The organism is Streptococcus sp. CCH8-C6 (assembly GCF_001557225.1).
In the GTDB taxonomy this organism is placed as follows: domain Bacteria; phylum Bacillota; class Bacilli; order Lactobacillales; family Streptococcaceae; genus Streptococcus; species Streptococcus sanguinis_C.
Map to the genome: position 1 here is coordinate 1 of NZ_LSJN01000026.1, position 201 is coordinate 201.

Below are 201 nucleotides of genomic sequence, written 5' to 3' on the forward strand. Positions count from 1 at the left end.
GCGCCAGCACCTCAGCATCGACGAGTGCATCTATAAGTGCCAATGAGTCCGCGTCGACCAGCGCATCGGTAAGTGCAAGTACATCGGCCTCAACAAGTGCATCTGTATCCGCAAGTACATCGGCCTCCACGAGTGCATCAGTGTCTGCAAGCACGTCCGCGTCTACTAGCGCATCCGTGAGCGCAAGCACGTCCACGTCTA

1 pseudogene is annotated in these 201 nt (G+C 57.2%); it reads right to left on the reverse strand.

Going from position 1 to position 201, the window contains the following annotated elements:
• Positions 1–201: pseudogene (locus tag AX677_RS09490) on the reverse strand (hypothetical protein); the annotation flags it as partial.